The organism is Paracoccus sp. NSM (assembly GCF_052379855.1).
GTDB lineage: Bacteria > Pseudomonadota > Alphaproteobacteria > Rhodobacterales > Rhodobacteraceae > Paracoccus.
In genome coordinates this window covers 201995-226949 of record NZ_JBQTCG010000004.1, presented here as the reverse complement: position 1 = coordinate 226949, position 24955 = coordinate 201995, and the positions used below count along the sequence as shown (strand labels likewise).

The 24955-nt window shown below is 69.7% G+C and carries 29 protein-coding genes; 9 read left to right on the top strand and 20 right to left on the bottom strand.

Annotated features, from left to right (window positions below):
* Positions 1-14 precede the first annotated feature (14 nt).
* Entirely contained in the window at positions 15-1103 is a 1089-nt protein-coding gene (locus tag ACTZWU_RS09300) for a sigma-54 interaction domain-containing protein (RefSeq protein ID WP_444737074.1), read from the bottom strand.
* Positions 1104-1307: 204 nt separating this feature from the next.
* Here ACTZWU_RS09300 and ACTZWU_RS09295 point away from each other — a divergent pair, with 204 nt between their 5' ends.
* Together ACTZWU_RS09295 and ACTZWU_RS09290 are read left to right on the top strand one after the other, a co-directional pair.
* Positions 1308-1709 (top strand): hypothetical protein, encoded by a 402-nt coding sequence (locus ACTZWU_RS09295; RefSeq protein ID WP_444737073.1) that lies wholly within the window; start codon positions 1308-1310, stop codon positions 1707-1709.
* The gene (locus ACTZWU_RS09290) at positions 1706-2365 is read left to right on the top strand and encodes a sel1 repeat family protein (RefSeq protein ID WP_444737072.1); all 660 of its coding nucleotides are present in this window, start codon (positions 1706-1708) and stop codon (positions 2363-2365) included. Before ACTZWU_RS09295 ends, ACTZWU_RS09290 begins: the two co-directional genes overlap by 4 nt.
* Positions 2366-2368: 3 nt before the next feature.
* On the opposite strand, the gene ACTZWU_RS09285 is transcribed toward ACTZWU_RS09290, so the two are convergent.
* The 19 genes from ACTZWU_RS09285 to ACTZWU_RS09195 form a co-directional block, all read right to left on the bottom strand.
* Positions 2369-3070 (bottom strand): hypothetical protein, encoded by a 702-nt coding sequence (locus ACTZWU_RS09285; RefSeq protein ID WP_444737071.1) that lies wholly within the window; start codon positions 3068-3070, stop codon positions 2369-2371.
* 15 nt (positions 3071-3085) lie between these two features.
* Complete coding sequence (locus ACTZWU_RS09280; RefSeq protein WP_444737070.1) at positions 3086-3778, bottom strand: hypothetical protein; 693 nt, start codon at positions 3776-3778, stop codon at positions 3086-3088.
* Positions 3775-4044 (bottom strand): hypothetical protein, encoded by a 270-nt coding sequence (locus ACTZWU_RS09275; protein WP_444737069.1) that lies wholly within the window; start codon positions 4042-4044, stop codon positions 3775-3777. Before ACTZWU_RS09275 ends, ACTZWU_RS09280 begins: the two co-directional genes overlap by 4 nt.
* 75 nt (positions 4045-4119) lie before the next feature.
* A complete protein-coding gene (locus tag ACTZWU_RS09270; RefSeq protein ID WP_444737068.1) occupies positions 4120-5268 on the bottom strand; it encodes an EscU/YscU/HrcU family type III secretion system export apparatus switch protein in 1149 nt (382 codons plus the stop codon).
* 1 nt (position 5269) lies between these two features.
* Entirely contained in the window at positions 5270-6082 is an 813-nt protein-coding gene (gene fliR, locus ACTZWU_RS09265; RefSeq protein WP_444737067.1) for a flagellar biosynthetic protein FliR, read from the bottom strand.
* 4 nt (positions 6083-6086) lie between these two features.
* On the bottom strand, positions 6087-6353 hold the full coding sequence (gene fliQ, locus ACTZWU_RS09260; RefSeq protein WP_444737066.1) for a flagellar biosynthesis protein FliQ: 267 nt from the start codon (positions 6351-6353) through the stop codon (positions 6087-6089).
* Entirely contained in the window at positions 6353-7099 is a 747-nt protein-coding gene (gene fliP / locus ACTZWU_RS09255; protein WP_444737065.1) for a flagellar type III secretion system pore protein FliP, read from the bottom strand. Before fliP ends, fliQ begins: the two co-directional genes overlap by 1 nt.
* Positions 7096-7368, bottom strand: a complete 273-nt coding sequence (locus ACTZWU_RS09250; protein WP_444737064.1) for a flagellar assembly protein FliO — start codon at positions 7366-7368, stop codon at positions 7096-7098. Before ACTZWU_RS09250 ends, fliP begins: the two co-directional genes overlap by 4 nt.
* A 91-nt stretch (positions 7369-7459) precedes the next feature.
* Positions 7460-7753 (bottom strand): flagellar motor switch protein FliN, encoded by a 294-nt coding sequence (gene fliN / locus ACTZWU_RS09245; protein ID WP_444737167.1) that lies wholly within the window; start codon positions 7751-7753, stop codon positions 7460-7462.
* Between the two features lie 27 nt (positions 7754-7780).
* On the bottom strand, positions 7781-8755 hold the full coding sequence (fliM, locus tag ACTZWU_RS09240; RefSeq protein WP_444737063.1) for a flagellar motor switch protein FliM: 975 nt from the start codon (positions 8753-8755) through the stop codon (positions 7781-7783).
* A gap of 8 nt (positions 8756-8763) precedes the next feature.
* Positions 8764-9270 carry a flagellar basal body-associated FliL family protein gene (locus ACTZWU_RS09235; RefSeq protein WP_444737062.1) on the bottom strand — a complete coding sequence of 169 codons (507 nt, stop codon included), beginning with the start codon at positions 9268-9270 and terminating at the stop codon, positions 8764-8766.
* Between the two features lie 85 nt (positions 9271-9355).
* Positions 9356-10555, bottom strand: coding sequence for a flagellar hook-length control protein FliK (locus ACTZWU_RS09230; RefSeq protein ID WP_444737061.1), 1200 nt, complete (start codon positions 10553-10555; stop codon positions 9356-9358).
* A 306-nt stretch (positions 10556-10861) separates the two neighbouring features.
* The gene (locus tag ACTZWU_RS09225; protein ID WP_444737060.1) at positions 10862-11272 is read right to left on the bottom strand and encodes a hypothetical protein; all 411 of its coding nucleotides are present in this window, start codon (positions 11270-11272) and stop codon (positions 10862-10864) included.
* Positions 11269-12606 (bottom strand): FliI/YscN family ATPase, encoded by a 1338-nt coding sequence (locus tag ACTZWU_RS09220; protein ID WP_444737059.1) that lies wholly within the window; start codon positions 12604-12606, stop codon positions 11269-11271. Before ACTZWU_RS09220 ends, ACTZWU_RS09225 begins: the two co-directional genes overlap by 4 nt.
* Positions 12603-13376, bottom strand: coding sequence for a FliH/SctL family protein (locus ACTZWU_RS09215; protein WP_444737058.1), 774 nt, complete (start codon positions 13374-13376; stop codon positions 12603-12605). Before ACTZWU_RS09215 ends, ACTZWU_RS09220 begins: the two co-directional genes overlap by 4 nt.
* Before the next feature lie 2 nt (positions 13377-13378).
* On the bottom strand, positions 13379-14389 hold the full coding sequence (gene fliG / locus ACTZWU_RS09210; RefSeq protein WP_444737057.1) for a flagellar motor switch protein FliG: 1011 nt from the start codon (positions 14387-14389) through the stop codon (positions 13379-13381).
* 22 nt (positions 14390-14411) lie between these two features.
* Positions 14412-16130, bottom strand: a complete 1719-nt coding sequence (gene fliF / locus ACTZWU_RS09205; RefSeq protein ID WP_444737056.1) for a flagellar basal-body MS-ring/collar protein FliF — start codon at positions 16128-16130, stop codon at positions 14412-14414.
* A gap of 26 nt (positions 16131-16156) precedes the next feature.
* Complete coding sequence (gene fliE / locus ACTZWU_RS09200; protein ID WP_444737055.1) at positions 16157-16456, bottom strand: flagellar hook-basal body complex protein FliE; 300 nt, start codon at positions 16454-16456, stop codon at positions 16157-16159.
* Between the two features lie 10 nt (positions 16457-16466).
* Complete coding sequence (locus ACTZWU_RS09195) at positions 16467-17612, bottom strand: sigma-54 interaction domain-containing protein (protein WP_444737054.1); 1146 nt, start codon at positions 17610-17612, stop codon at positions 16467-16469.
* 201 nt (positions 17613-17813) lie between these two features.
* On the opposite strand from ACTZWU_RS09195, the gene ACTZWU_RS09190 reads away from it, so the two are divergent.
* From ACTZWU_RS09190 to ACTZWU_RS09160, 7 genes are all read left to right on the top strand, one after another.
* Positions 17814-18281, top strand: a complete 468-nt coding sequence (locus ACTZWU_RS09190; protein WP_444737053.1) for a hypothetical protein — start codon at positions 17814-17816, stop codon at positions 18279-18281.
* A gap of 71 nt (positions 18282-18352) precedes the next feature.
* A complete protein-coding gene (locus tag ACTZWU_RS09185; RefSeq protein WP_444737052.1) occupies positions 18353-19555 on the top strand; it encodes a chemotaxis protein CheA in 1203 nt (400 codons plus the stop codon).
* Positions 19552-20370 (top strand): CheR family methyltransferase, encoded by an 819-nt coding sequence (locus ACTZWU_RS09180; RefSeq protein ID WP_444737051.1) that lies wholly within the window; start codon positions 19552-19554, stop codon positions 20368-20370. The genes ACTZWU_RS09185 and ACTZWU_RS09180 overlap by 4 nt, the downstream gene beginning before the upstream one ends.
* Positions 20367-21467 (top strand): protein-glutamate methylesterase/protein-glutamine glutaminase, encoded by a 1101-nt coding sequence (locus ACTZWU_RS09175; protein ID WP_444737050.1) that lies wholly within the window; start codon positions 20367-20369, stop codon positions 21465-21467. Before ACTZWU_RS09180 ends, ACTZWU_RS09175 begins: the two co-directional genes overlap by 4 nt.
* Positions 21464-21988 (top strand): chemotaxis protein CheW, encoded by a 525-nt coding sequence (locus ACTZWU_RS09170; protein ID WP_444737049.1) that lies wholly within the window; start codon positions 21464-21466, stop codon positions 21986-21988. Before ACTZWU_RS09175 ends, ACTZWU_RS09170 begins: the two co-directional genes overlap by 4 nt.
* The gene (locus ACTZWU_RS09165; protein WP_444737048.1) at positions 21988-22764 is read left to right on the top strand and encodes a ParA family protein; all 777 of its coding nucleotides are present in this window, start codon (positions 21988-21990) and stop codon (positions 22762-22764) included. Before ACTZWU_RS09170 ends, ACTZWU_RS09165 begins: the two co-directional genes overlap by 1 nt.
* Entirely contained in the window at positions 22761-24920 is a 2160-nt protein-coding gene (locus ACTZWU_RS09160) for a methyl-accepting chemotaxis protein (RefSeq protein WP_444737047.1), read from the top strand. The genes ACTZWU_RS09165 and ACTZWU_RS09160 overlap by 4 nt, the downstream gene beginning before the upstream one ends.
* Positions 24921-24955: the final 35 nt, after the last annotated feature.

The following is a 24955-nucleotide window of genomic DNA, read 5'->3' as shown; positions in this document are numbered from 1 at the left end:
CGCGCGTCCGCGCCTCAGGCGGGGCGCTCGATGCCGTATTTGCGCATCTTCTCGATCAGGGTGGTGCGGCGCAGGCGCAGCGCCTCGGCGGCCTGTGCGACGCAGCCCTTGCAGCGCTCCAGCGCGGCTTCGATCAGCGTCACCTCGATATCGCGCAGATAGATGCGCAGGTCCAGATCGGCGGGCGTCTCGGCCAGGGCCGCGCGAAGGGCCTCGGGGCGCGGCAGGGCGGCGCCGGCGGGCAGGGTCTGGGTCGCGGCGGCGGCAGGGGCGCCCGCGGGCAAGGGCGGGGCAAAGCGCAGCAGGTTCTCGCGCACTTCGCGCGCGGTGATGCGCTGGCCCGCGAACATCAGACAGGCGCGCTGCACGATGCTGCGCAATTCGCGGACATTGCCCGGCCAGTCATGGCCCGCCAGCGCGCGCAGGGCGGTCTCGTCGAATTGCGGCATGGCAAGGCTCGGCAGCGCGACCGCGCAATCGTCCAGCAGACGCGACAGGATCAGCGGCAGGTCCGACAGACGCTCGGCCAGCGAGGGCAGCGCCAGCGGAAAGACCGCCAGCCGGAACATCAGGTCCTCGCGGAAGGCGCCCTGAGCCGCCAGCGCCGACAGGTCTCGATGGGTGGCGGCGACGACGCGGAAATCCAGCGACACAGGCGCGGCGCCACCCAGACGGCGCAGCGTCCGTGTTTCCAGCACCCGCAGCAGCTTGGCCTGCAAAGGCAGCGGCATGTCGCCGATCTCGTCCAGAAACAGCGTGCCGCCCTCGGCCTGCTCGATCAGACCGGCGCGGGCGCGGTCGGCACCGGTATAGGCGCCGCGCTCGGTCCCGAACAGCTCGCCCTCCAGCAGTTCCGCGGGCAGGGCAGCGCAGTTGATGGCGACGAACTGGCCCTTGCGGCCCGACAGGCGATGCAGGGCCTGCGCGACCAGTTCCTTGCCCGCACCACTGGGCCCGGTCACCAGAACCGGCGCGTCCGAGGGGGCCAGCATCTCGATCAGGCGTTTCATCTGCCGCATGGGCACCGCGTTGCCGGGGATCAGGCGATCGACAAGGCTGAAGCGGGCATCTTCCGGCACTGACGGTGCGAAGCGGGTGGTCATGGCTGGCCCTCGTTACTGGTCTTGACGACTTGTTGACCCCATCCTGTGGCGGCGTCGGTTTTCCGACAATTGTGCGGTCGGATAGCCACGACTATCTGACATCACCAACCTGTGAAGAAGCATATCGCCGGCCATCTTTCGGATAGTGCTAAACTGTCCGCCCGCGCGGCCGTAGGATTTGGAAACTCATGTCACGAGGACGACATGCCCCCAGGTCAGGAACTTGCGCTGGTCCCCATGCGCCTGCCCGCCCGCGTGGCGCAGCCCCGCAAGGCCCCCCCGCCAGAGGAGGGGCCGACCTATCCGCTGGCCTCGGGGCCGGTTCATCTGCATGACCGGGCCGAGGTGCAGCGCCTGCTGCCCGACATTCTGGGCCGCGCGCTGGCACTCAGCTGGATCGACAGCGATTTCCGCGCCGCGTTCCGCGAGGACCCGCAGGGCACGCTGGCGCGTCAGCGCATCACCCTGCCCCCCGGCATCCGCATCGAGGTCGTGCAGGAGGGCCGCAGCCGCCCGATGGTGGTCGTCTCGGATCTGGATTCAGCGGCGCGGGGTGGGCGCAAGCGGCTGCTTTATCTGCAACTGGTCATGGTGGCGGGGCGATGAGGCGGCTGGCCCTGCTTGCGGCGCTGCTGACGACGCCCGCATGGGCCGGGGCGCCCGAGGCCGCGCCCGATCCCTTTGCGCAGGCGCTGGCCGCGGCACGGGCGGGGATGTTCGGCCAGGCGGCGGCGGGTTTTCACGGTCTGGCCGAGGCGGGCGATGCCGAGGCCGCGCATAATCTGGCCGTGCTTTACGCGACCGGGCGCGGCCTGCCGCAGGACGATCCCGAGGCCGCCTATTGGGCCATAAGGGCGGAACTGGCGGGCAGCGACCGCTCGATCCCGCTGCGGCGGCTGCTGGTCGCGCGGCTGAACGACGGGGCGCGCGACGCGCTGGCCGCGCGGGCAATCGCATGGCTTTCCCCGCGCGCCGAGGCGGGCGACGGTGCCGCCATGCTGGAAATCGCGGCGATCCTTCTGACCATCCCGGCCGAGCCCGACCCGGTCGCGGCGCATGGCTGGCAGGCCATCGCGGCCACTCTGGACGCGCCCGGCGCGGTCAGGGCACGCCAGTCGAGCCTTGCGCTGATCCCGCCCGACGCGCGCGCCGAGGCCGCACAGACCGCACGCCAGCACATGCGCGCATGGTGCGCCGCACGCGGGGCCGAGGCCCCTGCGCCCTGCGCCCTCATCCCCGAGGATCGCCAGCCGCAGACCTGAGCCCTAGCCAAGCGCCTGTGCCTCGGCAGGTGGCACCGCCCCGCCAAAACGGAAACGCGCGCCCGGATGCAGTTCGGCCCAGAGGCGGCAGGCCTCGGCCTCGGTCCGGGCGGCGATGATGCCGAGCGGGCGATACCCCTCGGCCAGACGGGCGGCGCGCAGATGGCCCGCGGCCGCGCGCCACAGGTGCAGCCCCGCCGCGAACCAGACCGCCAGCATCAGCAGCGGACCTCCCGAAAGCGCCAGCGCCAGCGCCAGGATCAGCGTGGCAAGCCATGTCCAAAGCCGCATCTGCGCCAGCCACAGGGCCGGCGCGATCAGCGCCAGCATCGAAGATGAACGGCTGAACAGCTCATGCGTGCCATCGGCGCGGCGCATGATCTCCCAGTTGACCAGCCCAAGGGGGTCCGGCAGCGGCTGGTCGGCGGGCGTGATCTGCGACAGGGGCGCGCGTTCCCAAGGGCCCAGATCGGCGCGGCGGACCATGACCGTAACCAACGCCGTGCCGCGCTGGAATGTCAGCGCGACCGGGCGGCCCGCCGCAGCCACCCGGCGCGACAGGGCATCCGCCCCGCCCTGCCAGGGCGCGCCGTCCAACCCGATCAGAAGATCGCCGCGTTTCAGCCCATAGGCCGCACCCGCATCGCGGGCGCCGCAGCGCGCAAGCCTCAGCGTCGTGTCGGGGGCGGCACCGGCATTGGTCATGGCATTCTCGCTGGATCAGGGAAAACGAAAGGGGTTCGGCTCGGCCGGGCGCGGGGTGGCGCGGGCGGCGGGGCGCGCATTGGGGCGGGCGGCGGCGGGGCGGCGTGCCTCGGATTGGCGCGTCGCGGGCGCCGCCGCGCTGGCCGAGGCGGCGGGCGCCGGGGCCGGGGGCGGGGCGGGCGGGTTCTGGGCCAGCCGGTCCAGCAGCGCACGTTCCGCGGCGGCGATGGCGGCAAGGATGTCGATGCGCAGGCGCTCGATCGTGGCGTCGTCGGGCGTGGCGGCGGGGGCTGTCGAAACGGGCGCGGCCACGGGCGCCGGGCGGTCGAGGCGGTCGGTCAGCACCTCGGCGCGGGCGACGGTCTCGTCCATCCGGTCCAGAGCGCCGTTCAGTTCCGTCACACGCTCGACCAAGGCGGCGGTCGCCGCTGCCTGGATCTCGGCGGCGTTTGACAGCGAGGCCGAGGCCCGCCACAGCGCGCCGCCCGCGATCAGCGCCATGACCAGCGCGGCGGCGCCGGTGACGGCGGCCAGCCAACCCATGCGGCGGGCGGTGCGGGCCGTCGCCTGCGCCGCATCGGTCCGGGCGGCCAGAACGGCCTCGGCCTCATGGGCGGCATCGGTGGCGGCGGCGGCGGCTTTCAGCGCCTGATCCATCGCGCTGTCCAGCTCGGGCAAATCGGGCGGGGGGGCGGATTTGCGGCTCATTGCGAACGACCCAGACGGCGGCCCGAACGGCGACCCGAACGGCGGCGAGGGGAAAACAGACGCTCGGCCAGCCAGGCCAGCGGGTTGCGGATCACCGCCAGCGCGCAAAGCGCGGCGCAGATCGTCAGGCCGTGGCGCTGCCAGTCGCTCAGCGCCGGATCAAGCCGGGCCAACATCAGCGCGACCGCGAAAATCGCGAAGGCCAGGGTGGAAAGCCTCTGCCCGATCTGGCAGGCGCGGCAGGGCGGGTCGTCGTGCCGGGGCATGTGGTCATCCTTCATCCGGTTCGGGCGGCCATAGGCGCGCCCTTCGCTGCCGAAAGCCTTGCAAGGCCCGTGCCATCATTTTGCCTCGGGCCGGCCATTGGCGTCGAAACGCATCTCGGGCGGCAGGTCCAGCGGCGGCAGGTCGGCGGCCTCGCCCCGATCCAGCCGCCAGATATGGGCCAGCACGGCCGCAACGGCGGTATAGAGCCGCGGGTCGATGCCGCCCCCGATCTGGCCAGTGAAATACAGCGCCCGCGCCAAGGGCGGCGCCTGCAGAACCGGCACGCCCGCGTCGCGGGCGCGCTGACGCATCCGCGCGGCCAGCCCGTCGCGGCCCGCCGCGACCAGAACCGGCGCCTCGTCCTGACCCGGCGCATAACGCAGGGCGACCGCGAAATGCTGCGGGTTCGTGACCAGCACGCTGGCGCCGTCCACATTCGGCAACGAGGCGCGTTCGCGCGCGCCACGCTGGCTGGCCTCCATCTGCAGGCGGCGCAGCTTGCCCTTGAGTTCGGGCGAACCGTTATCCTCGCGGTTCTCGCGCTTGACCTCGGCAAAGGTCATGCGCAGCTGCTGCATGTGCTTGCGCGTCTGCCAGATCAGATCGACCGCGCCGATCAGGCCCAGAACCAGCGTCAGCGCGACCAGAAAGCGCAGCAGCAGCGCCGCGATCACCCCAAGCGCATCGCCCGTGGCCATCCCGCCCAGCACCAGCAATTGCGGCAGCGCGTCGATCACCACAGCCAGCCCGACCCCGCTGAGCAGCAGGACCTTGGCCACCGCCTTGCCCAGCTCGACCAGCGCATTGGCCGAGACCATCCGCTTGAGCCCCGCCAGCGGGTTCAGCTTGTTGGGCGCAGGCATGACGTTCTTTGCGGTCCAGCCGATGCCGCCGGTCGCGGCCTGGACGGCGATGGCGGCGACAATCACCGGTCCGGCGATGACCAGCGTGATCAAGATGACGCCCCAGCCCGCTTCGGCCAGGGCCGGCATCAGGGCCGCCTCGGCCGCGTCGCCATGAGGCAGATACAGCCCCGATGCCAGCCGTGCCACGGCGCGCGGCGCGGCCACCGCCAGAAGCGTCAGCGCCAGGATACCCGCCCCCATCGTGGCAAAGATCGACATCTCCTTTGAGGTGAGGATCTGCCCCTCCTTGCGCGCGTCGTCCAGCCTGCGCTGCGAGGGTTCGTGGCTGCGTTCGGCGCTGTCGTCGTTCTCGGCCATGTCAGGGCGCCCCGGCCGGAGGCGTCAGGATGGCGGCGATCAGCTCCAGACCGATGCCGACGATGCCCGCCATGCCCTGCCCCGCCTGCGGCGCGGTCAGCCACAAGAGCACCAGCGCCGCGATGATCGCGATGGGAAAGCCGATCGAGAACAGGTTCAGCTGCGGGGCCGATCGCGTGACCACGCCGACGCCGACATTCAACACCAGCAGCGCGGCGACGACCGGCAGCATCAGCGCCGAGGCGATCGAGAACATCACACCCCCGGTCCGCAGCCCCGCCACCGCCAGCGCCGCCAGATCGGGCATCTGCCCCGGCGGCAGCAGGCTGTAGCTGTCAAGGACCAGCCGGATCGCGGCCAGATGCCCGTCCAGCGCCAGAAACACCATCAGCATGGCCAGCCCGAAGATCTGCGCCACGACCGGGCTCTGCCCTCCCGCCGAAGGATCGACCTGCATCGCAAAGCCCAGACCCGCCGCGTTGGCGATGCGGTCGCCCGCCAGGGCGGCGGCGGAAAACAGCACGGTCAGGATCAGCCCGGCGGCAAGGCCCAGCATCATCTCGGCCACCATCATCGGCACCGCCGACAGCCGCGCCAGATCCTCGGCGCCGGGCAGGTCGGCCTGCCCGGCCACGGCCAGCGCCAGACAGACCGTCGCCACAATTCGCACGGGCAGCGGGCAATAGCGGCCCCCGAACGCGGGCGAGGCGATCAGGAAGGCGCCGATCCGCAGCATGACCAGAAAGAACCCCGCCACCGGGTCGGCCAGCCGGGCCAGATCCATGCCGGGAAGGGTGTAGACCGCGCCCCCCATCGCGCTACCGGATCGTGCGGATCGTGTCGAAAACAAAGGCGAAGTAATCCGCCAGTCCCGACAGCATGAAGCTGGAGGCCAGCGCCATCGTCGCAAAGACCAGCACCAGCTTGGGCACGAAGCTCAGCGTCGCCTCGCTGATCGAGGTCGCGGCCTGCACGACCCCGATGGCCAGACCCACCGCCAGCGCGACGCCCAGAACCGGCCCCGAGACCAGCAGGATCTGCCAATAGGCATGTTGCAGATGTTCGATCCCTTCACCGAATTCCATCAGATCGGCCCTCCCAGACCATAGCCCGCCGCCAGCGATCCGACCGTCAGCGCCCAGCCATCGACCAGCACGAAAAGCAGCAGCTTGAAGGGCAGCGCCACGAGGACGGGCGAGACCATCATCATGCCAAGCGCCATCAGGATCGAGGCGATCACGATGTCGATGACCAGAAACGGCAGGAACAGCAGGAACCCGATCTGGAACGCGGTCTTGAGTTCCGAGGTCATGAAGGCGGGCAGCAGCACGCGCAGCGGCACGGCGTCAGTATCGGCATAGGGCCCGTCGCCCGCCAGATCGGCAAACATGGCCAGATCGTTCTGGCGGGTGTTCTCGATCATGAAGGCCTTGATGATGCGGCTGCCGCGCTCCAGCGCCTCGGGCTGGCTCATCGTGCCGTCCAGCATGGGGCCAAGTGCGGTGTCGTGGATCTCGACGAAGACGGGCTGCATCACGAAGAAGGTCAGGAACAGCGCCAGCGCGATCAGCACCTGATTGGGCGGCGTCTGCTGCGTGCCAAGCGCCTGACGCAGGATCGACAGCACGATGATGATGCGCGTGAAGGCCGTCATTCCCAGCAGCAGCGAGGGCAGAACCGTCAGCGCCGTCATCAGCGCCAGGATCTGCAAGGACAGAGACCAGTTCTGGCCTCCATCCGTCTCGGTCAGGGTGATGGCGGGGATGCCCTGCGCATGGCCTAGCGCGGGCAGAAGGGCGATCAGGGCGGCCAGCGGCAGAAGGCGGCTCATGCGTCGCCCTCCGGCAGGGCGTTCAGCGGGTGCAGGACGGGCGCCGCGCCCTTGGCGCGCAACATCAGGAAATCGCGTCCGTCCACGCGCAGGATCACCGCCTGATCGCCGGGCGCCAAGGCCAGCCTTTCGACCAGTTCCAGCCGCCGTTTCGCGCCGATCCGGTCGCGCAGGGCGCCGCGATGGCGCATCACCACAGCCCAAAGCAGGAAAAGCCCGCCTAGAAACACGCCCAATGTCAAAAGCCGCTCGGGGCCGATCACGTCCATCTGTCACACTCGCCCGTTGTCGTTCCGACAGCCTGGCTGCAAGGGACGTGCCAGCATTCAGGGCGGGCGCAGGCGACTGGCGGGCGTCGCGTCAGACCACGCCGGCGCGCTCCTCTGGGGTGATGATCTGGCCGAAGCGGATGCCGAAACGGTCGCCGACCATCACCACTTCGCCCTTGGCGATGGGGGTGCCGTTGACCAGCACGTCCAGCGGGTCGCCCGCCATCCGGTTCAGCTCCACGACCGAGCCCTCGGACAAGCGCAGAAGGTCGCGGATGGTCAGTTCGGCCTGGCCGACCTCGACCGTCAGGCTGACGCCGATGTTTTCCAGCAGGCGCAGATGGTCCGGGCCGGGGCGCTGGCCGTTCTCGATGGGGGTCTCGATGGTCACGGGATGTCCTTTCGGTCTGTGTCAGGCGGGGTTGCGGCGGGTGATCGAGACGGCGGCATGGCCGCCCCGCTCGCCGGGCTGACCCTCGAACATGGGCTGGCCCTCGACCAGCAATTCCACGGAACCCGGCAAGGTGACGGGCAGAACCTCGCCCTCGGCCAGGGTCATCAGGCGCGACAACGCGATCTGCGGCTGGCACAGGCGCACGGACACGCCAAGCGGCACCGCCATCAGCGCCTGTTCCAGCCGGTCGCGCCAGCTCTGATCCTCGGTCAGCTGGTCGGACTGCATCCGAGAGCGCAAGAGGCTGGCGATCGGTTTTAGGATCTGCAGCGGATAGATGATGTCGAAGGACGCAGGCTCCAGCCCCGGCAGCTGGACCATGAAGGAACAGTTCACGATCATCTCGTCGCTGTCGGCAAAGGCCACGAACTGCATGTTCTCCTCGCGGCTGCCGACCGACAGGCCCAGGGGCAGCAGGTCGCGCCAGGCCAGCGCCAGCGCCGAATTCAGCCGGTCGGTGACCAGTTCGATCACGCGATGCTCGGTCGCGGTGAACTCGCTGCGCGTGGGCGGGGGGGCGGTGATGCCGCCGCCGTAATAGGCATTGGTCAGCTGCGAGATGAAGGCGGGCGGCACGACCATCAGCAGATTGCCCCGCAGCGCCTCGGAAGCGGTGATGGTCAGCGACAGGAAATTGTCCTGCCCGTCGCGGTAATCCTCGAAGGTGCGCAATTCGGGCGGAAAGCATGACAGGCGCGGCTGAAAGCGCAGCATCGGCAGAAAGACCGACCGGGCGATGCGGCAGAAGCGTTCATTGATCATCCGCAGGCCGTGGTAATCGCCAAAACCCGACAGGTCGTTCGTGCCGAAGGCATAGGGCCGGACGGGCAGGCCGTTCAGCGTATCGCCCGCATCAGCGGTGAAGTCGCTGTCGATCAGCCCGCCGACAAGGGCCGCGACTTCGGTGGATGACAGTTTGGTGGGCTTGGCCATCGCGGGGCCTATTGCAGGATGAAGCTGGTGAAATAGACGCCCTCGATGCCGCCGAACCCCTCGAGCTGTTCGAGACGTTCGTTCAGCGCGTCCTTCAGCGCACCGGCCAGGCGCTCGCGCCCCTCGCGGCCGGTCATCTCATCCTCGGACAGGCTGCCGATCACGGCCAGCATGTCGGATCGCAGGGCGGTCTTGTGCGTCTCGACATTGGCCATCACCTGGGCGTCGTATTGCGTGGACAGCGAGACGCCGACCTGCAGGAAGCGCCGCGATCCCGCGGGATTCGTCGTCACGGGTTCCTCAAAGGCGTAATAGGTGGTGACGAAGGCGGGCTGTTCGGGCAGGGCGCGGGTCGCCCGCGGCATCCCGTCGGGGCCGGTCGCACCTTCGGGCGCGCGCTCGATCAGGCGCAGCGCATCGTCCAGCGGATCGGTCCGGCCGAACTGGTACCAGCCCACGCCGAGGCCAAGGCCGATGCAGATCGCGGCGCCGAGGATCATCTTGACCAGTCGCATGATCCCGCCGCCCTTTTTGACGGGGGCGGTTTCGGGGACCTCGACGGGAACGGCTTTGGCGGGGGCGGGGGGCAATGTGGCGACCTCAGGCGATCAGGTTGACGATACCGCGATGAAGCGGCGGCGGAGGCGGGACGTCGGGGCCGCCGTCGCCGCCGGTCGCGGCGCCGGATGCGGTGGCCGAGCCGCGCGGGCCGGACCAGCCGCCGCCCGTCTGCGCGTCATGGCCTGCAAGGCTCATGCCGTTGCGGGCCAGTTCGACGGCCAGCGCGCGTTCCTGCTGCGACAGAAGGCGGGCGGCGGCATCGGTTTCGGTCTGGAACTGGACCGAGGCCCGGTCTCCTTCCAGCGTCAGGACGATGCGCAGGCGCCCCAATTCCTCGGGGGCCAGTTCGATGACCATCGTGCCACCCTCGGGCAGGCTTTCGGTCAGGGTCATGGCCATGGCCTCCGGCCATTCCGCCCGGTCGAGCCGCGCAGCCGGGTTCAGGGCCAGCGCCGCGGGGGCAGGCGATGACCCGCCCGACCCGGCGACGGACGCCCCTTCCGGCAGGGCTGCAAGCGGCGGCGCTTCGGCGGGGGCAGGCGTCAAGGCGGGCTCCGGGCCGGCCGGGGCGACCTGAGCGGCTGCGAGCGGCGCCGGCGTGGCGGCCGGCTGCGGCGCGGGCGCGGCGGCCCCCCCGGCGACGGTCTCGGCCACGGCACCGGACACGGCACCGGCGCGCGCAGTCGGGCGAAGCGACGCGGCTTGTGTTGGCGCTGTCTGTAGCGGCGCGGCAGGCGTAGCGGCGGTATTGGACGCGGGCGCGGCTGCCATGGCCGCAACCGGGGCGGGTTTGGCGGGCGCGGCCTCGGTCGGCTCCATCGCGGCCCGGGCGACACCCTCGGCGCGGATCGGCCCCGCCGGGCGGGCCGAGGGGCGCGCGGGCGCGTCCGGCAGGACCACGGCGGCGACCAGGGCCTGGGGCATCGGCGCCGCCTCATCGGCAGGCACGGCCTCGGGGGCTTCGGCGGCGGCGGAATCGACGGGCGCATCTTGCAGCGCGTCAGGCGACTCGTCGGACAACGCCACCGGGATGTCGATGTCCGGAGAGGCCACAGGCGGAACCTCTCCGGACGGCTCCGGCGCGGGGGGCGAACCGGAGACCTGTTGCAGCGGGCCATCGGGCGCACGCATGCGAAGGGCGATCTCGACCTGCGTCTCGACCGGCGGAAGGGCGGTCTCGGACGCGGGCAGGTCGGTGGGGGGCATGTCGGTGGAGGGCGCGGTGACCGGGGCTGCCATCCCGGTCACCGCTGGCATCGCAAGCCCGATGGCCTTGTCTGCCACTGGCGCAGGAAACACGCCAGGCATCGGTTGCGACACGTCTTCGGCCATGGGATCAAGCGCCGCCTCAAGCAGACGCTCGGCAAAGCCCGGCTGGCCAGTGTTCTCCCCTGCCCCGGAGGGAGGACGGGGCAGGGTCGGCATCCGCTGTTCCGCGCCACCGAGGAGAGGATCTGCTGACAGGATCATGGCGCAATCTGCCCTTGTTGTTCGAATGCCTTGCCCCCGTCCTGCAAGCGCGATGCCAGAACGGGGCGGGCGATGTCAGTTTTCCACACGCGGCGGCGGCAGGGCGTCGCGGGCGCGTTCCTCGCGCAGCGCGCGATCCTCGGCGTGGGCGGCCAGAGCGGCCTCGGCGATCTGGCGGCGGCGCTGGTCGTGGTGGCCGATGGCCACGCCCAGTTCGCGGGCGCGGGCCTCGGCCTCGGCGCGGCCCGCGCGCAGGCGCTCGGCCTCTTGGGCAAGGCCCTGCGCCAGAAGCCCCAGATCGCGCAGATGCGCGGCCGAGGTCACGACCTGCGGCGGCGCCAGATCGCGCAGCACGTCGGTCAGACGCCGGTCCAGCGCCTCGGCGCGGTTGACCTGATCCAGTTGTGCCGCGCGGTCGCGGGCAAGGCCCGACATCCGAACCGTCTCGCGGCGCGACATCAGGTGATAGATGCGCGCCCGGCTCATGCGCGGGCCTCGGCGGCCAGCGCGATCAGGGCGGCGCGGCTGTCGGCCAGAGTGGTTTCCTCGGCCTGATCCTGCCCCAGCAGCCCCGAGATCGAGGGCCAGAGCCTCAGCGCCTCGTCCAGGACCGGGTCCTGACCGGGCGCGTAGCCGCCCATCAGCACCAGATCGCGGTTGTCCATATAGGCGGCGATCAGGCGGCGCAGGCGGATCGCGGCGGCCATGTGATCGGGATCAACGACATCGCCCATCACGCGGCTGACCGATTGCGGAATGTCCACTGCCGGATAAAGCCCCATCTGCGCCTGACGCCGCGACAGAACCAGATGGCCGTCGAGGATGCCGCGCGCCGTATCGACCACCGGATCGGATGTCGTGTCGTCTCCGTCGGCCAGCACGGTGCAGATCGCGGTGATCGTCCCCTGCCCCGGCAGGCCAGGCCCGGCGCGTTCCAGAAGCGCCGGGATCATCGCCACGACCGAGGGCGGATAGCCCCGTGCCGTCGGCTGTTCACCAAGCGCCAGCCCGATCTCGCGTTGTGCATGGGCCACGCGGGTCAGGCTGTCCACGATCAGCAACACGCGGTTGCCCGTGGCGCGGAACCATTCGGCGATGGCCATGGCGCGCCGCACGCCGCGCAGGCGCAGCAGCGGCGAGCGGTCAGCAGGCACGGCCAGCAGCACGCTGCGCGCGCCCGCCTCGCCGGTCATCAGGCGGCGGGCGACATGGCCCACCTCGCGCGCGCGTTCGCCGATCAGGGCGATCACGACGACATCGGCCTGCGCCTTGCGGGCCATCATCTCGATCAGGACCGACTTGCCCACGCCCGAACCGGCCACGATGCCGATACGCTGCCCCTCGCCCAGTGTCAGGGCCGCGTTCACGGAACGGATGCCCACATCCAGAGGCCGGTCCACGGCCTGCCGCATCAGCGGGTTCAGGGGCTTGCCATGCAGCGGCCAGTGATCGGCGGGCAGCGGGTCCGGCCCGCCATCCAGTGCCTCGCCGAAGGCGTCGATGACGCGGCCCAGAAGCGCGGGGCCGACGCCGACCTGCTGGCCGCCGGGGATCAGCCGCGCCTCGGCGCCCGCCTCGATCACGGCCTGCGGCTCGGTCAGGAACAGCATGTTGCGGCCTTCGCGAAAACCCACCACCTCGGCCAGGGCCTCGCGGCCATCAGCCGTGGCAATGGCGGCCATCATCCCGGGGCTGGCGGGAAAGCCGGTGGTTTCCAGGATCAGCCCGTCATAGCGCAGCACCCGCCCCGCGATGCGCGGCTTGGCCGAGGGCAGGCGCGACAGGCGGTCGGCCAGCGCGTCGATCACCGGCGCGCTCATGCGGCACCGGGCAGGTCGGCCGACGCCAAGGGAGGCAGCGGCGGTTCCAGATCGGCCAGCAGGTCAGCGATCCGCAGCCCCGGCGCCGACAGGTCGGCATCGCCGCGCGCAAGCGTCTCGTCAGCGACCAGCCGCGCGCCCGCCAGCGCGGCCAGATCGGCAGGCAGACCGGCGGCGACCAGCGGCTGAAGGCGCGCCAGATCGGCGGGGTGCAGGCGCAGCTCGAACCCCGCCGCCGCCTGCGACAGGCGCGCGGCCAGCGCCGCGACGCGGCGGGCAAAGGGCGCGGGCTCATGGTCGATCACCTGGCCCGCGCGTTCGGATGCAAGGCGCAGGACCGCCACGCTCATGGCATGGGCCAGCGCATCGACCTGCGCCTGAGGCGGGGCGGCCATCAGCGCCAGCGCCTGACGCAAGGCGGCGGCTGCTTGCGCCAGATCGGCGCGCTCGGCCTCGGTCTCGGCCATCGCCTCGGCGCGGCCCTGTTCCAACCCGGCGGCCATCGCCTCGGCCCGCGCCTCGTCCATCTGACGCGCCGAATACATGGGCGGCGGCGGCAGGACGACATTCGGGCCCGGGGACGGCGGGGCCTCGGTCTCGTGGGTGGGCTCGGGGGCGGTTTCGGGGGGCGTTTCCGGTTCAGGCTGCGGCGCCATGGGCAGGCGCGCGGCAAAGCCCGAGGGGCGCGGCGCGATCAACGCGGCATTCGGGGCAAAGATCGCCGCAGGGGTTTCAGTCGCGTGGAAATCGGCGGGGGGATGGGGCTGCATGGTCACACCATTTCCTCGCCGCCGCGTCCGGCCAGAACGATGGTTCCGGCATCGGCCATCTGGCGGGCGGTGGCGACGATCTGTTTCTGAGCCTCTTGCACCTCGGTCAGGCGGACGGGGCCAAGAGCCTCCATCTCGTCGCGGATGCCCGCCGCCGCGCGCGAGGACATGCAGGACAAAAGACGTTCGCGCAAAGCCTCGTCGGCGCCCTTCAGGGCAAGGACCAGACGTTCCGGCTCGATCGCGCGCAGCAGCGTTTGCAGGCTGCGGTCATCCGAGCGGCCCAGATTGTCGAAGACGAACATGTTGTCCTGAATGGCGGTCATCAGGTCCTTGTCGTCCTTGCGGATGTCGCGCAGGATCCGCGCCTCGGCGCCCGAGCGCGCGAAGTTCATGATCCGCGCCGCCGCCCGGATGCCGCCGATCTGCGAGGCGGCCGAGGTCGAGGTGGCCTTGAACTTGCGCTGAAGCACCTGTTCCAGATCGCGCAGAGCCTCGGGGGTGACGGTGGTCAGCTGCGCGATGCGGCGGATCACGTCGGGCTGCACCTCTTCGGGCAGGGTGGCCAGGACCTGCGCGCCCTGTGCGTATTCCAGACAGGCGATGACCAGCGCCATGATCTGCGGATGCTCGTCCGCGATCAGTTCGGAAATCCCGCGCGCATCCATCCAGTCCAGCAATTCCAGCGGGCGATCGCCGCTGCCGGGATTGATCCGGCTGATGACCGATTGCGCGCGGTCCGGGCCAAGCGCCTCGGTCATCACGTTGCGGACATAGATATGGGTGCCGTGGCCCAGCCCCGTCTCGGCGGCCAGACGTTCCAGCATGGTTTCCAGCACGCTGTCCATCTGGTCCTCGGTCACGGAGTCGATGGAATACATCGCTGCGCCCAGATGCTGCACCTCGGCGGGGGTCAGGTGGCGCATCACCTCGGCGGCAAGCTTTTCGCCGAACATCAGCATCAGGATCGCGGCGTCGGTGGTGGCAGGTCCGGGGGTGAAGGTCGCGTTCATGGCGGTGCCTTTCGGTTGCGGGTCAGGGCGCGCGGTCAAGTTCGGGCTGCATCATCCGGTGCAGCACCATCGCCATCCGGACGGGATCGTCCTTGCCGAGGCGGCGCAGCACGGCCTGCTTTTCCTCGCGGCTGGCGCTGCCGCCCAGCACGCTGTCCAGAAGATCGCGCTGGCGGCGATCCAGCTTTTCCTCGATCCGGTCGAGGCTTTCGCCCTCGGCCACTTCGACGGTGGTGCTGTCGCCGGCCAGGATCATGGCCTGATCCTCGGTCGCGGGCTGAAGCTGGCGCATCAGCAGCGGGCGGATCACGCCGAAGGCCACGGCGGCAAGAATGGCGATCAGGCCAAGCTGGCGCAGCGCGTCGGGCAGCCAGGACAGATCGCGCGCCGGAGGCTCGGCCATCGCGGCGGGGGCGAGGAAGGGCATCGCCAGGATCGTGACCTGATCGCCGCGTTCGGCATCAAGCCCGATCGCGCTTTCGGCAAGCCGTTGCAGGTCGGCCAGCATCGCGGGCGGCAGGGCGGGGGCGGGCTGGCCGTCAGGCGTGGTCGCCGGATCGGGGGTGGGCGCGTGGATCACCACGGCGGCCGAGATGCGCTGGATCTGGCCCGTTTCCGGGCGGGTGTTCGTGACCTGGCGGCTGACCTCGTAATTCCGGGTCGTGCCGCTGGTGCGGCTGCGGATCGCGCCCGGAGCCTCGGCGCCCGCTGCCGGGTCGTCGGTCAGGTCGGCCTCGACCGGGGGGGTGTTGGCGACGGCGCCCGGAATGCCGCCCGCAGGCGCGTCGCGGTTTTCCGATTCCGACAGCTGTTCGCTGCGCAGCGCGTTGCCTTCGGGATCGACGCGTTCCTCGGTGATCTCGCGCTGCGTGAAATCCATCGCCGCCGTCACCTCGACCGACAGGTTGCCGGGGCCGACCAGCGGGGTCAGCACGGCCTCGATCCGGCGGCGCAGCAGGGTCTCCATCTCGACGCGGTGGCGCAGCTGGCGTTCCGACAGGCGGTCGGCGGCGCTTTCGTCGCCCCGCGACAGAAGGCGGCCCGCCTGATCGACGACCGTCACCTCGTCCCGCGCCATGCCGGGAACCGAGGACGAGACAAGATGCACGATCGCCTCGACCTGGCCCTGATCCAGCACCCGGCCCGCAGCCAGCGTCAGAAAGACCGAGGCGCGCGGCGGGTGGCTGTCGCGCAGAAAGGCCGAGCGTTCGGGCAGCGCCAGATGCACCCGCGCCCCCTGGACCGAGGCGATTTCGGTGATGGACCTCGCCAGATCCAGTTCCTGCGCTTGACGCAGACGTGCGGTTTCAAGCGCGCGGCTGGCGCCCATCGGCAGGTCGGTCAGCACCCGGTCGCCATCTGGCACCGATTGCGGCAGGCCCTGCGCGGCCAGGGTCAGGCGGGCGCGGTGGTAGTCGGCGGCGGGCACGGTGATCTCGCCCGAACTGCGGTCGATCTGTGCCCCGATCCCTGCGGCGGTCAGGCTTTCCATGACGCGGGCCTTGTCGGCCTCGGCCATGCCGGGATAAAGCGCCGAACGCGGCGCCTCGCGCAGCGCCAGAAAGGCGGCGACCGTCAGCACCGCCACCGCGACCAGCAGGATCGAGGGCAGCGCGCGGCGGATCGCGGGCTGATCGGCAAAGCGCCGCCAGCCGTCGGTCAGCGCACGAAAGCGCGACGGCGGTGCGCCTGCATCGCCTGCAAGCTGGGACGAGGTTCGCGGGGCGGGGGACAGCGCCATGGATCAGGCCCTTGCAGAAAGCCGCGTCACAGCGGCATGTTCATGATGTCGCGATAGGCGCCGAGCGCCTTGTTGCGGACGTTCAGCGTCAGCTGGAAGCCAAGCGAGGCGACCTGCTGATCGACCATCACCGCGGCCAGATCCTGCTCGGTCCCCATTTCCCAGGCGCGGGCGGATTCGCGGGCCTGCGACTGCGCGCCGTTGACCTGATCGACCGCGCTCTTGATGCGGTCGCCGAAGCCCGGCTGTTCGGTCGTGGGGCGCGCGGCTTGCGCCGGTTGCAGGGGCAGGGGCTGAAAGCCGGTGCCGACGGGTCCGATGGTCATGGCGCAACCCTCAGATCGCGCGCATCAGGGCGCCGGACTGGGCCGGGCGCGGCATCGGGATCATCGCCTGCGGGGCGAGGTCCGTCAGGATGTCGTCGGCCATGATCGCCTGCCCGTCGCACAGGACCAGCGCGCGCTGGATGACGTTTTCCAGCTCGCGCACATTGCCCGGCCAGTCGTGGTCCAGCAGCGCCTGCATCGCATCGGGCTGGATCAGCGGCAGGGCGGCCATGCGGGCATGGCGGCGCAGCAGGCCCACGGCCAGCGCCGGGATGTCCTCGGGGCGGTCTGCCAGCGCGCGGGTGGTCAGGGGAAAGACGTTCAGCCGGTAGTACAGATCCTCGCGGAAGCGGCCCGCCGCGACCTCGGCCAGCATGGCGCGGTTCGAGGTGGCGACGATGCGGATATCCACCTCGACCTCGGCGGACGAGCCAAGCGGCGTGACGCGGCGTTCCTGGATCACGCGCAGCAGCTTGGATTGCAGGCCAAGCGGCATCTCGGAAATCTCGTCCAGCATCAGCGTGCCGCCATCGGCGGCGCGGATCAGGCCCTTGTTGGCGGTGGCGGCCCCGGTGAAGGCGCCCTTTTCATGGCCGAAGAGGATCGCCTCCAGCATGTTTTCCGGGATCGCGGCGCAGTTGATGGCGACAAAGGGCTTGTCGGCGCGCGGGCTGGCGGCGTGGACCTGACGGGCCAGAACCTCCTTGCCGCTGCCGGTGGGGCCGTTGATGAAGACGGTGACATCGGTGCGCGCCACACGGGCGGCCAGATCCAGCAGATTGCCGGTCGCCGGATCGCGCGCCACCATCGGACGCAGGGGCGCCGCGATCAGATCGGCCAGCATCAGCAGCCCGCAATCATCCTCGTCCCGGATCACGGGCAGCGCGACGCGCAGCAGACGCCCGCCAAGATCGGGCGTCACCGAAAAGGTCGTGGCGCCTTCGGACACCAGGACCAGGCTGCGGATGCCCTGGGCGCGGGCGCCCTCGATCAGGCGGCGCTCGTCGCCGGGCGCGGGCGCGGCGGCGACCAGGACGGCGGCGCCTGCGGCCTCGGTCACGGGTCCGGCTGTGACGCCCAGCCTGCGGCGGGCGAACAGGTCGGCCAGAACCCCGGCGGCTGCAAAGCCCTCGTCGATGATGTGAATGCAGGTCATTGTCGCCCCCTTCTGACGTCGCTTGCCAGAGACAAGGCAGGAAACGTGCCAAAGCGCTAAAACCGGGCGAATTCAGGGCGTCTGTGGGTATCGGGGCAATCGAGGGCCGATTTCGCGTCGGAAACGGCGCGGAACGCGGCGCGGGTGCCGGGGGTCGTCGGAAACCGGACGCGCCGTCGGTCTGGGACCCCATCCGAACGGATGTATCGGACCCCTCGAAGGCCGAGGGCCGGAACGGCGCGCGAACCGGACGACAGCGCGAACCTATCCTTCGGAACAGGGCTGCACCTTTTCGACCGTATCACATTCCGGCTGGCACGGTCGTTGCTTGAAGGTGATCTGGATCATGACTGGGCAAAACCGATGCTTTCAAAAACGTATCACCTGAAATTTCCCACTCTGGATGCGGCGCAGATCGCCGCGCCCTTCGTTGTCGAGACCCTCGGCAACGCCATTCCCTCGTGCAACCTCAGCGCGCTGAACGTCGTCATCTCGAAAGAGGGCGATGTCTCGATCAATCTTTTCTTTCCCAATATCAACGACCTGAAGGCGTTCGAGAAGAAGCATGGCGGCTTCCTGGACACGATGAAGAAGACGTTTCTCTTTCGGTCCAACGGGTTCGATGGGGTCTGCATCTTCACCTATGACGGTTCGGAGGAAGCGGCCTGAGGCCCCGCGCCCGGACCGCCGAAAACCATGACAGCCGTGCAGCCCCAATGCCCCAACCAGGGAGAGAGGCCATGAGCCTGCCTGACACCGCCGATGGCGGCCTGATGAGGGTGCCTTCCGACCGGATCGGACGCCTGATGGATCTTGTCGCCGAGCTTTCGCTGTCGGTGGCCGAAACCGTGCGCTCTCCTGATCTGGCCGGGCTCGAACTGTCGCATTTCGAGACCGCCGTGCATCGCCTGACCATGATCGTGCGCGAGGTGCAGGACGCGGCGACCAGCATGCGGCTTCAGCAGATCGACGAGGTGTTCAAGCGCCTGCGCCGCATGATCCGCGAACTGGAACGCCAGACCGGCAAGAAGATCGACCTGGAAATCGAAGGCGCCGAGACGCAGATCGACAAGCTGGTCGCCGACCGGCTGTACGACCCGCTGCTGCACGTGCTGCGCAATGCCGCCGATCACGGGCTGGAACCGCCCGCCGAACGCGAGGCCTCGGGCAAGTCGCCCGCCGGGCGCATCCGGCTGTCGGCCGCCCAGATCGGCAGCGAGGTCCGCATCGTGGTCGAGGATGACGGTCGCGGCCTGGACCGCGCGCGCATTCTGAAAAAGGCGCGCGAACGCGGCCTTTTCGGCCCTGACGAGGAGCCCGAGCCCGCGATCCTGTGGAAGGTGATCTTCCAGCCCGGTTTCTCGACCGCCGAGAATGTCTCGAACCTGTCGGGGCGCGGGGTGGGGATGGACGTGCTGCATACGACCATGTCGGCGCTGCGCGGCCGGATCGGGGTGGAAAGCAATGCGGGCAGCGGAACGCGCGTGTCGCTGCACATCCCCGTGTCGCTGGCGTTTCTCGACTGCGTGATCCTGCGTCGCCACGGCCAGCTTTTCGCGGTGCCGATCGACGTCGTGTCGGAAATCGTGCGCCCCGGTGCCGACGACATGACCCGCATCTCGGCCGGGGACGGCGCCGAGCTTCTGCGGCTGCGCGGCGCCAATATCCCGATCTGCCGGCTGGAGCAGTTCTTCGAGGGCTTCCCCCCGCCCGAACCGGTGCCCCCTGCGGGCGGCCCTGTCGCCGTCGTCTTCAATACCGAACGCGGCCGCCTGGCCGTGCCGGTGGACGAGATCCTCGACCGCCAGCAGGTCGTGCTGAAGGCGCTGACCGGGCGCATGTCGCAGATCCGCGCCAGCTATGGCTGCGCGATCCTCGGCACGGGCGAGGTGGCGATGGTGCTGGATTGCGAACGGCTTGATGCGGGGGCGGCGCGCGCATGAACATCGAAACCCCCGTCGAACGTGCCAGCTACGAGGCCATCCGCAACTGGCTCGAAACCCGCTGCGCCATCCACTATCCCGACCACAAGAGCGACCTGCTGCATCAGAGGCTGGCGCGCGTCCAGCGTGCCTTTCAGCTGCCGGAACTTGCGCAGCTGGCCTCTGAAGTGACCCAGGGCCAGAACCACGAGGTCCAGATGGCGGTGATCCACGCCGCCTCGACCAACCACACCTATTTCTACCGCGAGACCGAGGTTCTCAATCATTTCCGCGACGTCGTCCTGCCCAGCCTGCGCAATCGCCGCGAGATCCGCCTGTGGAGCGCGGCCTGCTCGACCGGGGACGAGGTCTACACGCTGGCCATCCTGATCGCCGAGACCCTTGGCCTCGAGGCGCTGGAACGCACGCATATCCTTGGCACCGACATCAGCGCCACCGTCATCGAGGAAGCCGAGGCCGGCATCTTCGCCTCGCGCCATCTGGAACAGGTCCCCGCCGCCGTGCGCAACCGCTACATGCGCCCCGTCGGCATCGAACAATTCCAGGTCGATCCCCGCATCCGCGCCGCCTGCACGTTCCGGCGCATGAACCTGAAAAGCGCACCCTACCCGTTCCGCCAGCCCTTTCAGGCCGTCTTCTGCCGCAATGTGCTGTATTACTTTACTCCGAAGGACCAGACCGCAGTGCTTGACGCAATCGCCCAGGTGACAGAACCGGGGGGCTGGCTTTTCACCAGCGTGACCGAGAACGTGCGGGCCATGTCCGCGCAATGGACCCCCGTGACCAGCGGAATCAGCCGGAGGGAACGTCCATGACCGGTCCGGCCGAACGCCGCGTCCGCGTGCTGATCGTCGATGATTCCGCGGTGATCCGCAAAGTGCTGTCGATGGGCCTGTCCGACGACCCGCTGATCGAGGTCGTGGGCGCCGCCGCCAGCGCCGAACAGGCGATGGGCATGATCGACGCGCTGCATCCCGACGTGATGACGCTGGACATCGAGATGCCGCGCCTGGACGGGGTCAGCTTCCTGCGCCAGTTGATGCCGGTCAATCCGCTGCCGACGGTGATCATCTCCAGCGCCACGCGGCGCGCGGCCTCGGTCACGCTGGACGCGCTGGCGGCGGGGGCGGTCGATGTCATCGCCAAGCCCTCGCTTGGCGTGGGCGAGGGCCTGCCCGTCATCATGCACGAGATCTGCCACCGCGTCCGCGCGGCGGCGACGGCCCGTGTCACGACCGCGATGCGCGCCCGCGCCCTGCCCCAGCCGCGCCAGCTGGCGGCGTGCAACAGCGGCAGGCTCATCGCCATAGGCGCCTCGACCGGGGGTGTGCAGGCACTGGCACAGATCCTGCAAGACGTCCCGAAAGACGCACCGGGGATCGTGATCGTGCAGCATATGCCCGCTGGTTTCACACAGGCATTCGCCAAGCGGCTGGACCAGGCCTGCGCCATCGACATCCGCGAGGCGCGTGATGGCGACATGGTTCTGCCCGGCACCGCGCTGGTCGCGCCCGGCGGCGAGCTGCATCTCGAGGTGCAGGGTCGCGGCCCGAACTGGCGCGTGTCGCTGGTTCCGGGCGATCCGGTCCGCTTCGCACGCCCCTCGGTCGACGTGATGTTCCGCTCGGTCGCCCGCGCGGCGGGCCGCTCGGCGGTGGCCGCGCTGCTGACCGGGATGGGCCGTGACGGCGCCGACGGCCTTCTCGAGATCCGCAAGGCCGGCGGCACGACCATGGCCCAGGACGAGGCAAGCTCGATCGTCTGGGGCATGCCCGCCGCCGCCGCCGAACTGGGCGCGGCCGAACGCATCCTGCCCCTGTCCGACATGGCCGAGGCGATCCTCTCGGCCGCATCCCGCCCCGCCACCGGCGCCAACCGCGCCGCCTCATATCCGCTAGGAGCCGCCAGATGATCCCACAGACCGACACCGCAGCCAGCGTCGCGGACCCGCGCCAGATCGCCGAGATCGAGGCCGACACGATCGCGGACATGTATCTGACCTTCGCCCTGGGCGACGAGGAATACGGCGTCGGCATCGCCGGCGTCACCGAAATCGTGGGCATGCAGCGCATCATGCCGATCCCCGACATGCCGCCCTATCTGAAGGGCGTCATCAACCTGCGTGGCAAGGTCATCCCGCTGATGGATGTGCGCCTGCGCTTCCGGATGCCCGAGCGCGCCTATGACGACCGCACCGTCATCATCGTGATGGAGGTCGAGGACGCCCCCGTCGGCCTCATCGTGGACGGCGTGCGCGAAGTGCGCGAGATCCCACCGGGCCAGATCGACGCCCATATGCGCGGCCGCGACGGCGCCCGTTCGGTCATTGCCGGGATCGGCCGCGTGGGCGACCGGGTCTCGGTTCTGCTGGACCCGCCGGTTCTGGTCTCGGACGAGGACCTGACCCTGATGCGGCAATCCGAGGGGGCGTGATGCGGCTGCTGGTCCACAACCAGAAAGGCGGCGTCGGCAAGACGACCACGACGGCCAATCTTGGCGCCGCGCTGCTGCGCGAGGGCCTGGCCGATGCCGTCACGCTGGTTGACCTGGACCCGCAGATGCACCTGACCGCAATGCTGTCGCCCGACGGCGCCCCGGACGGGGGCACGGCCTCGGACTGGTTGTCGGGCACGGATGTCCCCGGCCTGCCCGTGCCGTCCGAGCCGGGCCTGCGGCTTGTTCCGGGCGATGTGCAGGACCGTGCGGGCAAGGCGCCCACCCTGCCCGATGCGCCCGCGCCGGGCGGCTGGACCATCGTGGACAGCGCGCCGGGATGGACGCCGCTGGCGCAGGATCTGTGCCGGTGGGCCGACCTGATCCTCTGCCCGTTCGAACCCGACTTCCTGGGCCTGTCGGGCGTCAGCCGCCTGCTGACCCGGCTGGACGGGATCAGCGTGGAACGCGCGCGCATCCGCTTCCTGCCCTGCCGCCACAACCCGCGACTGGCCCTGCACCGCGACGTCTGCGCCCGGCTGGCCGAGCGCTTCGGCCCGGCCCTGCTGCTGCCGCTGACCATCCGCACCACGATCCGCATCGCCGAGGCTCCGGGCTTCGGATGCACCGTGCTGGAACACGCCCCCGGCTCGACCGGGTGCAAGGATTACCGGCGACTGGCCCGCGCCATCGCCCACACCGGGCCGACGAACGGCCTGACTGAAGCCCAAGCGCCGCAAGACGGCCAGCCCCCGAACGGAAGGACCGCCGCATGACCGATGACAACACCCGCGCAGCCGCGCCCAAGGCCGCCCGCAAGCGCATGGCCCGCGACCCGCTGGATTGGGTCGAGCCTGCAGCCCCCGCCGAAGGCACACCCGAACCTGACGCACAGGCAATGACCGACCCCGCCGCGCCCCCGTCCGACGCCGCTGAAACCGCGCTTGCGGTGGCCGAGGACGCCAGCGACGGGCCCGCGATCGAAGCCGAGCCGCAGCCCGAGCCGCAGCCCGAAGCCAAGACCGTGAAAAAGACCGCAACCCGCCGTGCAGCGACCAAGGCCGTCAAGGCCGAGACCGCGACCGCGGCCACCCCGACAACCGAGAAAACCGCCCTGACGCAAGCGGGGCCAGGCATCCAGACCCCGAGGAACCCTGCAATGTCCAGCCAACCCGAAAAAACCGCCGCGTGGGATTCGATCTCGACGCTTGATGCCCTCGGCGTCCTGTCGAACCCGATCATGATCGCCGACGCCGATCTGGTCATCCAGTTCGTCAACGAGGCGGGCTACAAGATGTTCGAGACGATCGAGGCCGACATCCGCCGCGATCTGCCTCATTTCGAGGCACGCCGCGTGGTCGGCAAGACCATCGACGTGTTCCACGCCAACCCGGTCTATCAGCGCCGCATCCTGGAAAACATGTCGATGCCGCATGACGGCAAATTCAGCATCGGCGGCAAGGATCTGGCCTTCAAGGCGACCCCGATCTTCGGTGCAGGCGGCGGCCTGACCTGCATCTATGTCGAATGGCAGGACCGCACGGCCGCCGTCGCTCAGAAGCAGCAGGTCGATCTGCTGATCAGCGAAATCCGCGAGATGGCCGAACAGCACGAGAACGGGATTGTTAGCCATAACATAACGCTTGACGGCTTCATCCCCGAAACGCGCGTCATCGCCGAGGGTGTGAACGCAATGGTCAACGGGCATATCTTGACCAAGAAAAAGATCCTTGCCTGCGTCAGCGAATTCGCCAAAGGCAATTTCGATGCTCCCCTTGAAAAGTTCTCGGGCGAGCGGTTCTTCATCAACGATGCGATCGAAGAGGTCCGCACCGCGCTCCGCTCGGTCAGCGAAGAGGTGCAGCGCTTCTGTTCGGCGCTGGAGACCGGCGATCTGGCAATCGAAATGAACACCAGCCGCTTCGAGGGCGAGTATCGCACCATCGCCTCGACCATGGACCGCGCGCTGGTTGCGCTGAATGCGACCATCTCCAGCGCCAGCAAGCAGATCCAGCAGGTCGCGATCACGGTCGACCAGATGTCGCAATCCAGCCAGTCGCTGGCCACGAACTCGCAGATCCAGTCGTCGTCGGTCGATGAGGTCTCGGCTTCGGCGGAACAGACCAACATCCAGGTCAAGGCCAACGCCGCCTCGGCCGACAGTGCCGCGCAGCTGGTGGCGGGCGCCTCGATGGTCGCCAGCGAAGGCACCGGCAAGATCGCCGAGATGGTGCAGTCGATGGAGGGTATCCGCGCCTCGTCGCAGGACATCGCCAAGATCATCAAGGTCATCGACGAGATCGCCTTCCAGACCAACCTTCTGGCGCTGAACGCCGCCGTCGAGGCCGCCCGCGCCGGTCAGCATGGCCGCGGCTTTGCGGTCGTCGCGCAAGAGGTCCGCAACCTGGCAGGCCGCTCGGCCAAGGCCGCGCGCGAGACCTCGGACCTGATCGAGGACGCATCGACCCGCGTTCAGGCCGGTGTCCGCATCGCCGACGAGGCGCGCAACGCCTTTTCGCGCATTGCCGACGACATCACGCAGGTCCAGACGCTGGTGCGCGACATTGCCGTCTCCAGCGAGGAACAGGCCCGCGGGGTCGCCCAGATCAACGGCGCCATCGGCGAGATCGCCAAGTCGGCGCTGGCCACCAGCCAGCAGGCGGACGAACTGGCCGCCAGCGCAGCCGAGATGCAGTCGGCATCCGAAATGATGCGCAAGGATTTTGACCGCTTCACCCTGCGCGCCATCGAGGCCGCCCAAGACAGCATGGCGGGTCTCGAGGATCTGACCCCCGAAATGATCGCGCAGTTCCGCCAGATGCTGGCGATGAACGGCGGCGGGCTGCCCGCCAAGGCCCTGAACGGTTCGGGCCATGCCCGCCCCGCGCGCGGCAATGCCGACCGTGACGAACGCGGTTTCGGCGCATTCTAAGGACATGCCGGCGGCCAGGCCGCCGGCGCACAACA

Coding starts and splice junctions, on each gene's coding strand:
- fliE (WP_444737055.1), bottom strand. CDS start 16,456: ATGACCATCGGACCCGTCGGCACCGGCTTTCAGCCCCTGCCCCTGCAA.
- ACTZWU_RS09235 (WP_444737062.1), bottom strand. CDS start 9,270: ATGCGACTGGTCAAGATGATCCTCGGCGCCGCGATCTGCATCGGCCTT.
- ACTZWU_RS09285 (WP_444737071.1), bottom strand. CDS start 3,070: ATGACCAATGCCGGTGCCGCCCCCGACACGACGCTGAGGCTTGCGCGC.
- fliR (WP_444737067.1), bottom strand. CDS start 6,082: ATGGGGGGCGCGGTCTACACCCTTCCCGGCATGGATCTGGCCCGGCTG.
- ACTZWU_RS09275 (WP_444737069.1), bottom strand. CDS start 4,044: ATGCCCCGGCACGACGACCCGCCCTGCCGCGCCTGCCAGATCGGGCAG.
- ACTZWU_RS09215 (WP_444737058.1), bottom strand. CDS start 13,376: ATGCAGCCCCATCCCCCCGCCGATTTCCACGCGACTGAAACCCCTGCG.
- fliP (WP_444737065.1), bottom strand. CDS start 7,099: ATGAGCCGCCTTCTGCCGCTGGCCGCCCTGATCGCCCTTCTGCCCGCG.
- ACTZWU_RS09295 (WP_444737073.1), top strand. CDS start 1,308: ATGCCCCCAGGTCAGGAACTTGCGCTGGTCCCCATGCGCCTGCCCGCC.
- ACTZWU_RS09160 (WP_444737047.1), top strand. CDS start 22,761: ATGACCGATGACAACACCCGCGCAGCCGCGCCCAAGGCCGCCCGCAAG.
- ACTZWU_RS09290 (WP_444737072.1), top strand. CDS start 1,706: ATGAGGCGGCTGGCCCTGCTTGCGGCGCTGCTGACGACGCCCGCATGG.
- ACTZWU_RS09180 (WP_444737051.1), top strand. CDS start 19,552: ATGAACATCGAAACCCCCGTCGAACGTGCCAGCTACGAGGCCATCCGC.
- ACTZWU_RS09300 (WP_444737074.1), bottom strand. CDS start 1,103: ATGACCACCCGCTTCGCACCGTCAGTGCCGGAAGATGCCCGCTTCAGC.
- ACTZWU_RS09220 (WP_444737059.1), bottom strand. CDS start 12,606: ATGAGCGCGCCGGTGATCGACGCGCTGGCCGACCGCCTGTCGCGCCTG.
- ACTZWU_RS09165 (WP_444737048.1), top strand. CDS start 21,988: ATGCGGCTGCTGGTCCACAACCAGAAAGGCGGCGTCGGCAAGACGACC.
- ACTZWU_RS09230 (WP_444737061.1), bottom strand. CDS start 10,555: ATGGCAGCCCCGGTCACCGCGCCCTCCACCGACATGCCCCCCACCGAC.
- fliM (WP_444737063.1), bottom strand. CDS start 8,755: ATGGCCAAGCCCACCAAACTGTCATCCACCGAAGTCGCGGCCCTTGTC.
- ACTZWU_RS09225 (WP_444737060.1), bottom strand. CDS start 11,272: ATGAGCCGGGCGCGCATCTATCACCTGATGTCGCGCCGCGAGACGGTT.
- ACTZWU_RS09280 (WP_444737070.1), bottom strand. CDS start 3,778: ATGAGCCGCAAATCCGCCCCCCCGCCCGATTTGCCCGAGCTGGACAGC.
- ACTZWU_RS09250 (WP_444737064.1), bottom strand. CDS start 7,368: ATGGACGTGATCGGCCCCGAGCGGCTTTTGACATTGGGCGTGTTTCTA.
- fliF (WP_444737056.1), bottom strand. CDS start 16,130: ATGGCGCTGTCCCCCGCCCCGCGAACCTCGTCCCAGCTTGCAGGCGAT.
- ACTZWU_RS09270 (WP_444737068.1), bottom strand. CDS start 5,268: ATGGCCGAGAACGACGACAGCGCCGAACGCAGCCACGAACCCTCGCAG.
- ACTZWU_RS09195 (WP_444737054.1), bottom strand. CDS start 17,612: ATGACCTGCATTCACATCATCGACGAGGGCTTTGCAGCCGCCGGGGTT.
- fliQ (WP_444737066.1), bottom strand. CDS start 6,353: ATGGAATTCGGTGAAGGGATCGAACATCTGCAACATGCCTATTGGCAG.
- ACTZWU_RS09170 (WP_444737049.1), top strand. CDS start 21,464: ATGATCCCACAGACCGACACCGCAGCCAGCGTCGCGGACCCGCGCCAG.
- ACTZWU_RS09185 (WP_444737052.1), top strand. CDS start 18,353: ATGAGCCTGCCTGACACCGCCGATGGCGGCCTGATGAGGGTGCCTTCC.
- fliG (WP_444737057.1), bottom strand. CDS start 14,389: ATGAACGCGACCTTCACCCCCGGACCTGCCACCACCGACGCCGCGATC.
- ACTZWU_RS09175 (WP_444737050.1), top strand. CDS start 20,367: ATGACCGGTCCGGCCGAACGCCGCGTCCGCGTGCTGATCGTCGATGAT.
- ACTZWU_RS09190 (WP_444737053.1), top strand. CDS start 17,814: ATGTATCGGACCCCTCGAAGGCCGAGGGCCGGAACGGCGCGCGAACCG.